This window comes from Methylobacterium sp., assembly GCF_019750675.1.
GTDB lineage: Bacteria > Pseudomonadota > Alphaproteobacteria > Rhizobiales > Beijerinckiaceae > Methylobacterium.
The window spans coordinates 1-7,327 of record NZ_JAIEOF010000028.1 but is presented as its reverse complement, the minus strand read 5'-3'; the positions used below and the strand labels follow the sequence as shown (position 1 = coordinate 7,327).

Annotated in this window: 8 protein-coding genes; 3 read left to right on the top strand and 5 right to left on the bottom strand. The window is 64.3% G+C overall.

What is annotated here, in order from left to right:
- Positions 1 to 239 precede the first annotated feature (239 nt).
- Positions 240 to 1,178, top strand: coding sequence for a transporter (locus K2X24_RS01215; protein ID WP_366934422.1), 939 nt, complete (start codon positions 240 to 242; stop codon positions 1,176 to 1,178).
- 517 nt (positions 1,179 to 1,695) lie between these two features.
- Here the strand turns inward: K2X24_RS01215 and K2X24_RS01210 are convergent.
- The 3 genes from K2X24_RS01210 to K2X24_RS01200 all read right to left on the bottom strand — a co-directional run bounded on the left by K2X24_RS01210 (position 1,696) and on the right by K2X24_RS01200 (position 4,505).
- On the bottom strand, positions 1,696 to 2,892 hold the full coding sequence (locus K2X24_RS01210; protein ID WP_292493930.1) for a hypothetical protein: 1,197 nt from the start codon (positions 2,890 to 2,892) through the stop codon (positions 1,696 to 1,698).
- A gap of 299 nt (positions 2,893 to 3,191) precedes the next feature.
- Positions 3,192 to 3,974 (bottom strand): hypothetical protein, encoded by a 783-nt coding sequence (locus K2X24_RS01205; RefSeq protein ID WP_292493928.1) that lies wholly within the window; start codon positions 3,972 to 3,974, stop codon positions 3,192 to 3,194.
- A 27-nt stretch (positions 3,975 to 4,001) separates the two neighbouring features.
- Positions 4,002 to 4,505: a hypothetical protein gene (locus K2X24_RS01200; RefSeq protein WP_292493926.1), complete on the bottom strand. Its 504-nt coding sequence runs from the start codon at positions 4,503 to 4,505 to the stop codon at positions 4,002 to 4,004.
- A 748-nt stretch (positions 4,506 to 5,253) separates the two neighbouring features.
- Here K2X24_RS01200 and K2X24_RS01195 point away from each other — a divergent pair.
- Both K2X24_RS01195 and K2X24_RS01190 read left to right on the top strand, forming a co-directional pair.
- Positions 5,254 to 5,661: a hypothetical protein gene (locus K2X24_RS01195; protein WP_292493925.1), complete on the top strand. Its 408-nt coding sequence runs from the start codon at positions 5,254 to 5,256 to the stop codon at positions 5,659 to 5,661.
- Positions 5,662 to 5,685: 24 nt separating this feature from the next.
- The gene (locus K2X24_RS01190) at positions 5,686 to 6,513 is read left to right on the top strand and encodes a DUF4344 domain-containing metallopeptidase (protein ID WP_292493923.1); all 828 of its coding nucleotides are present in this window, start codon (positions 5,686 to 5,688) and stop codon (positions 6,511 to 6,513) included.
- A 150-nt stretch (positions 6,514 to 6,663) separates the two neighbouring features.
- On the opposite strand, the gene K2X24_RS01185 is transcribed toward K2X24_RS01190, so the two are convergent.
- Together K2X24_RS01185 and K2X24_RS24340 are read right to left on the bottom strand one after the other, a co-directional pair.
- Positions 6,664 to 7,098, bottom strand: a complete 435-nt coding sequence (locus K2X24_RS01185; RefSeq protein ID WP_292493921.1) for an integrase core domain-containing protein — start codon at positions 7,096 to 7,098, stop codon at positions 6,664 to 6,666.
- Positions 7,035 to 7,316, bottom strand: a complete 282-nt coding sequence (locus K2X24_RS24340; protein ID WP_366934423.1) for a hypothetical protein — start codon at positions 7,314 to 7,316, stop codon at positions 7,035 to 7,037. Before K2X24_RS24340 ends, K2X24_RS01185 begins: the two co-directional genes overlap by 64 nt.
- Positions 7,317 to 7,327 lie beyond the last annotated feature (11 nt).

The following is a 7,327-nucleotide window of genomic DNA, read 5'->3' as shown; positions in this document are numbered from 1 at the left end:
GGTCAGGATGCCCAAAAACCTGCGCTCAGTGCGGACCAATTCCCTGGGTCAGGGTCACAACAGCTATAGCGCCTTCACGCCAATCGGATCGAAACCCAGTTGAATCAGGTTTCCAATCGGCGATGCCCGTCATATGACATATGATATAGACGGAGACACAGTCCAGAATATATTGAACTCTGACAAGTAATCCGAGATTTGAAACCCCAGTGTCTGGTTTTGGCTTTGGAGGGTCGCCCATGCTCGAGCGATGGCGGAAGGCCGGGTACGCCCTTGTCTTTGGCATGGGGTTTCTCGCGGCACCGGCCGCACAGGCCGCCGAATCCGCTCAGGGCGTCTACGTTCTCGGCAATCGTGGTGCGCTTGCGGGCGTCACACCGCCGCCCGGCTTCTACTTCGAAAACGAAACATACTACTATTCGGGCAATCTCACCGGCAGCCGCACTTTCCAGAGCGGCGGCATCGTTGCCGCGAACGTCAAGCTCGACACGAGCGCGAACTTCGTGACGCCGGTCTGGGTCACGCCAGTCGAAATCTTAGGAGGAAACCTCGGCTTTTCCCTGACGATCCCGTTCGGCACCCCCAACGTGGGCGCCGGAGCGGTCCTGTCGTCGCCGCGCATCGATCGCACCATTGTCGGGCGCGAGCACGACGCCGCCTTCAACGTCGGCGACATCTATCTCGCCTCGTTCGTCGGCTGGCACTCCGGCAATTTCCACTGGACCGGCACCCTCCTCGGCGTTGTGCCGTCCGGTTCCTACGAGTCCGGCCAGTTGTCGAACCTCGCGCTCAATCGCCCGGCGATCGATCTCAGCGGCGCGCTTACCTACCTTGACCCGATTGTCGGATACGAACTCTCGATTGTGCCGGGCATCACCTTCAACTGGATCAACCCGGCGACCCAGTATCTCACTGGCACTGAGTTTCACCTCGAATGGTCGGCGTCAAAGTATTTGAGCAAAGAGCTTTCGGTCGGTCTCGTCGGCTATTATTACAAACAAATCACGGGTGACAGTGGCTCCGGAGACCGTATCGGACCGTTCAAGGGGCGGGCGACGTCGCTCGGCGCACAGATCGGATACACGTTCAAGCTGAACGGCGTTCCAGTTTCCGCCAATGTCCGTTTTTCCGGGAGTTCGACGTCAAGAACCGGTTCGCTGGAACGGCCGCGTACCTGACGATCTCGGCGCCGCTCTGGACGGCGCCGCAGGTCAAGGCTGCCGAGGCTAAGCCAACCCTGGAAAAACCTTTGAGCCGCACCGCGACTGTCATGCGGTCTGCACTCCGATGACGAGGCCGTCGGGGCTTGGGCCCGGGATCGGCGTGGTCGAAGATGGCTCTGGCGGTCTCGACGTATGCGTCGACGCCAGCGAACAGCGCAAGAACAGTAGAAATGCTGGCGAGCCAGGCCTCACGGTCTCGGCCAGGCAGACTGTTCAGGAAATCGACCAACGGCGGGCGATGACGGGGATTCCGTCGATGGTGTGGACGCCGATCCCCCCGCGAAGCGGGCCGTCGGCCTGACGTTCGGCCCATGGGGAGCCACAGCCCGCGTCCACCGAGATCGCCCCAGATCGATCCGCCCCCCTGCTCGATCATCGCCGAGACGGCGATGCGCTCGGCGTGACCGACCGCTGCGTGACGCCGATCACAGGAAGGCGGCGCAGGATCCCCCGTGATCCTGTTCGCCAGCGATCAAAGACCAATCAGTCGCGTGATCAATTTGGTCGATAGAGTAATGATATGATATTTGAACAGCAGCAATGGTAGAAACGGCAGTATCGCCGCGATCATCAGGCGAACCAGGAGGGCCTTGCCCATCGGCACCCAACGCATGTCCCGCACCCGATTGAAGCCCGCGCCGAGGTCGGCGAGCGATTGAATGTCCGGGCTGCCGAGGAGCGGCTCGTTGGTGGGGCTCCGAGTGTGAAACCATTTCGCCTCGAATGTGCGAGCGTATCGCTCCGACAAATCCGCGTAGTCGATGATGCCCTGAACGCGACAGGCGGCGAGTTTGGGAAGAAAGAACATCAGCGGCCCGATGAAGAGGACGGCATCGAGTATCAGGACAACGCCGAGACGGGGATAGACCTCCTCGACAGTCAGCGTCCCGGCCGCAATGTCGACGGCGAAGGAAGACGCGAGCACCACGGAAATGTTCAGAATCAACGGTGCGAAATGCTCGTGCACGACTTCGAGATTGCCCAATCCAGCGACGCCGTCCGGATGGCTGGGCTGGAGTCGCAAGGGCATTCTCGACAGCACCCAGAGCACGAACGTCCATACGCAGAGGCGCCAAACCCATCGCAACAGGAGAAAGCGAAACACCGTGAGGCAGACGATCCAATACCACCCTTGCGCGAGTGTCGGTGCTACGAATATCGGATCCTGAACTCCCCAATTCAGCCTCAATCCGCGCAGCTGTGGCATGATCCATGTCAGCGTCAGTGCGCCCGCCAGACACACGACATCCGGTACCCAGCCGTTCTGACGGTCCGTGACACGTTTGATCAGTGCCGAAAACCTCGGCAAGGCCTCACCGGGCACGATCCCCGACCGCACGACCGAACCAATGAACTGTGTCAGGCGTGGGCCGAGGATCGTTTCGCTCAAAAAGAGAAGCGGGATGGCGAGGAACAGGCGTGTCAGCGTTGCCGCGTTCGACAGGACGAACGGATTTTCTCCCCGCGTCAGATTCAGGATCACCCAAACACCACCCAGGATCGCGCCGATGACCATTCCCAACGGAAGGGTGTTGGTGTCGGCACGGACGAGGCCGAGTTGGGTGCCGAACCGATGCAGGGGACCGCCGAGCAGGGAGAAGTGAGGGAGGCCCGCTGATTGCTCTGCCGGTGCCATGCTCTGTCCGGTCACCTCTTCCTTGCGGCGCATCCACTTCGATGGATGGGCGCACGGACGCCCGAGATCGAAAATCAGGGGTCCGCTCGTCCAGTCGGCCGGGTGCTGCGAGCGGATCGGGAACCTAGCGGACCCGAAAGGAGCAAGCGGCCGCCGCGAAATCGGTCAGGGTGAGGAAGTCCGTCGGATGCTGGTCGCTCTGTCGGCGGCACGCGTTCGTCCAAACGTCGAGGTCGGAGGCCGAACGACAATCCGCGGGGGTTTGAGGACGCAACGGGGCCGAAGGATTTCCCTTCGGCCCCGGTTCGACAGCGACGGATTCGCGTCGGTATTCACGCCGCCTTGCGGCGCTCGTTCAGGAGGTGGGCCAGGACCATACGCCGGATACGCCGCCGGCGCAGGACATTGCTGCCGATCAGGAGACGCAGGATCCGACGCTCCTTTTCGCTGCCGTCCTCGGTTTCGCCGACATCCTCGTCCTCGTCCTCGCCCGACTCCTCGTCCTCGCCGGTCTCTGCGCCGGCGCGCCTTTCGCGCATGAGATGGGCGAGCAACATCTGTCGGGCGCGCCGCCGGCGCAGGATCTGACTGCCGATGAGAAGACGGATGAGGCGACGCTCCTTTTCGCTGCCCTCCTCGGCTTCGCCGGTCTCGCCCTCGCCGAACTCCTCCTCGTCCTCGCCGGCGCGCCTCGCCCGCAGGAGGCGGGCCAGCAGGACCCGGCGGACGCGGCGACGCTGCAGGATGCGACTCGCGATCAGCAAGCGAAGAATGCGGCGCTCCGCGTCCTCGTCGTCCTCGTCTTCCTCGCCGGACGATTCCGTTTCGTCCTCGTCGCTCTCGCTGTCCTTTTCGCGCAGGAGATGCGCCAGCAACTGTCGACGCATCCGGTGTCTGCGTGCCACGCGGCTGGCCAAGGGCATGCGGAGGATACCGCTCTCGTCATCGCCCTCGTCTTCATCCTCCATATCTTCCGCGAAGCTATCCTCCCCCTCGCCCGCGCCTTTCTCGCGCAGCAGGTGAGCGAGGAGAAGGCGCCGTATCCGGTTCCGACGCAGGAGCCGGCTTCCGATGAGGACGTGGGCGAAGTCATCGTCACGAAGTGCCACTGTCATAACAATCTCCTTCTCGCGTATGGCTGCTCAATGCGTTGAAGCGGAGCCGTTGGAACTTGAATCTTGCGGTTCGCCTTTTGGCGCGGCGCGACGCGCGATGAGCGCGTGCTCGATCAAAGTCTCGACGATCGCTTGATCGAGGACATCGCTTTTCATCAAGCGTGCCGCCGCGCTGTCATCCATCAGCGGCTTGAGGATCATCTGCCGGAGACCAGCGTCGCCATCCGTTTCAGTCGTTTCGTCGGAGCCGCCGCCCAGGATGCAGGCGATGCCAGCCTCGAAGGCTTCTTCCAGCAGGGTCTCGACCCGTGGCCGCCCCGTGTCGCTCCGCAGGACGGTCATCTCCGTCTGGGAGAGGTCGTGGCGCATATTCTCGGCATCTACGCCCTCGACGCGAATGATCTGGCCAGTATTCAGGTCGAGGGTGAAGGCCAGGCGCTCCGGACGCGTTGCCGGTTGCGGAGGTAGGCGCTGCCCGCCGTGGCCACGGCCTTTCCTCGGCGTGCCGGCCGTTCCGCGTGTTTCGGCCATTTCGTCGCTCCTCCTCATTGTTCTGCGGGGTCCGAGGTCGTTCGGATGGTCGATCACTGCACCGGATCGCCGATCCGGTTGCGGCGACGGTGAGCGGGGCGCAGCGACGCGCGCCGTACCCATTGGCACTGACGATCGTCACGGCAAGAAGCCTCCCACCACGGCAAGCCGCCGCGCAGGCCAAGTATCAATCAGCAATATCTTCGGGGTGTCGGAATCTCGGAGGCGCCGAAGCCCTCGGGAAACCTGTCAGGACAATACCCTCCCGTGGCCTCGACGCTTGTTTGGATGAGACAGGCGCTCCCGTTGCCTGGTGATTTCTTCGTGCCGCCTTCCCGGCACGGCGCGCCGAGGGCGGTCCGCGACCTGGAATTCACCCGGCCGGTCGGATCCGGGTCGGGCTCGTTCCCGAGAGGCAGCCTGAACCAGAGGCGGGGGCGCCGAAGCGGAGAGGCCGAGCGCGGAAGAGATCGTGGGGGCGCGGGACGGGAGAACGGGACGGGCCATGCTCGGAGGACGAGGCTCCGGCCGCGCCCGTTCCCCGGCCGGCGGTGGACTGGGCCGGTGCTTCCGCTGCGGAGGCACGCGCGCACGAATGGGTTCGCGATCAACCTTCGTGTGCCGGCGTGGGTTCGGTCCGCTCAGCGCGATCCAGGTCGCGTTCGATCAAGCAGGCCGGAGGGAAGCACTTATTCTTCCTGGGACTGCGTGGACCCGTTCGCACCACCGTCATAGGCAGGAGGTTTACATGAAAACCGATCTCTCAGATCTGCCTCGGAGCACGCCTCGAATGATCGTGCGGGTCGTTTTCTGTGGGCTGGCAGCACTGGCTGCGACAGCGGTCCAGGCGCAGCCGCTCGTCCTCCAGGTCAACCCGCGCGGTCCGATGACCGGACAGATCGAGGTCGGGGGGAAACCCGTCACGGTCGCGGCCCTGTTCGAAGCGGGGCCGCGCTACACGGTCGAAAATGGAATCGGCCGCCGGGTCGGCATCGGCAGCTCCGTCCCGTCCTGGATCGAGATGGGGTCCTTCCGCAATCAGTCGATCCCGGGCCTGAACCCGTCTGGCTATTATGGGTATTTCATCTCGCCGGATGACAAGGCCGTGGTCGTCGATCTCGATTCCCGCCGGATCGTGCGCGTCCTGTCCCAGTGACGGGAACAGTCCAGAGCACGCCAGATGCGGTCCGCCGTCGTCCGCGTAGCCAGCCTTGCACTCGTCGTCAGCGCGCTCCCGGTCCGCGCGGACCGGCTCTCGGGAGCGGGGATCCAGATCGTCTATCAGCGGCCTCAGCAGGCCGAGACGCACGCGATCTACCGCGACCTGAAGGCACGCCGCGTGCTGGAAGGGTTGCGGGGGATCGTCAGGGGCGTGCGCCTGCCGCACTCGCTCACGCTCCGCCTGTCGGTCTGCGGCGGCGAACCCAACGCGTGGTACGCCCCCGAGACCCGGACCCTGACGGTTTGCTACGAGTACGTTCGGGATGTCGCGGACCGGGCCTCCAAGATCCGGTCCGAGACCGGCGTGACCCGGCGCGACGCGATCTTCGGACCCATCGCGCAGGTCTTTCTCCACGAACTCGGGCATGCCTTGTACGATCTCCTCGATGTGCCGGTGCTCGGTCGGGAGGAGGACGCGGCCGATCAATTCGCCGCCCTGGTGCTGCTCGAACTGCCGCCCGTGCAGGCCCGGCGCGCGATCGACGGCATCGCCTACCTCTTTCGCAGCCAAGCTGCCGAGGAGACGCTCGACCAAGCCGTGCTCGCCGACGATCACAGCTTGACCGCCCAGCGCCTCTACAACCTGCTCTGCCTCGCCTACGGCGCGGATCGCGGAACCTTCGGCTATCTCGTCGCGGGCAGCGCCTTGCCCAAGGCGCGCGCCGTGCAATGCGGCACCGAATACGACCTCGCGGTCTACGCCCTGCAAAAGCTCTTTCGGTACCATCTGCGTGATGGCCGGATGGGACGTGCGCGCATCCGGCGCGCCTTCCGGTGGATGTTCTGACGCGGGGTGCGACGGACAACCGCCGATGTCTTCCGGCTTGTCGACACCGGCCCCCGCATCCTTTCGCATGCGGTCACATCGATAGGCGCTTCGCCCATGCGGTTCTGAAAGCGACCGGCCTGTGGAGTGGGCCCCTGACGGTGGGCACGATCAGGCGGCGGTTTTGACCGTCGGCCGGGCGTGTTGCTCCTCGAACTGCACGGGGCTGAGATACCCGAGCGCGGAGTGCAGCCGCTTGGTATTGTAGACCTCGTCGATGAAGCGGGGTAGCTCGGCTGCGACATCGGCGAAGGTCTCGAACGCCATCGGGTACACCCCCTCGACCTTGAGCGTCTTCATGAAGCTCTCGGCCTTGGCGTTGTCGTAGGGATTGCCGCGCCGGCCCATCGAACCGATAATCCCGTGCTCGACCAACACCTTCCGATAGGCCTCGGCAGCGTATTGACTGCCGCGGTCCGTGTGGTGTGTCAGTCCCGGTGCCGGCCGACGCCGCTCGATCGCCGCGCTCAGAGCCGCGAGGGTCAGGCGGGCATCGATCGACCGACCAACCGAGTGCGTAGCCGACCACGCGGCGCGACCAGGCATCCAGGATGATCGCGACGTCGACGAAGCCGCCCGTTACCGCGACGTAGGTCAGATCCGCGACGAGAGAGCTGATCGGGCCCGTTCGGCACGATGTCCCGGGCCAAGTTCGGGAAGATCGGGCTGTCGTGATCGCTGTCGGTGGTCGTGACGTAGCGGCGGCGAACACGCGGCTGCAGGTCATGCGCGCGCATGAGGCGGCGGACCTTCTTGTGATTCACCCGCCATCCCT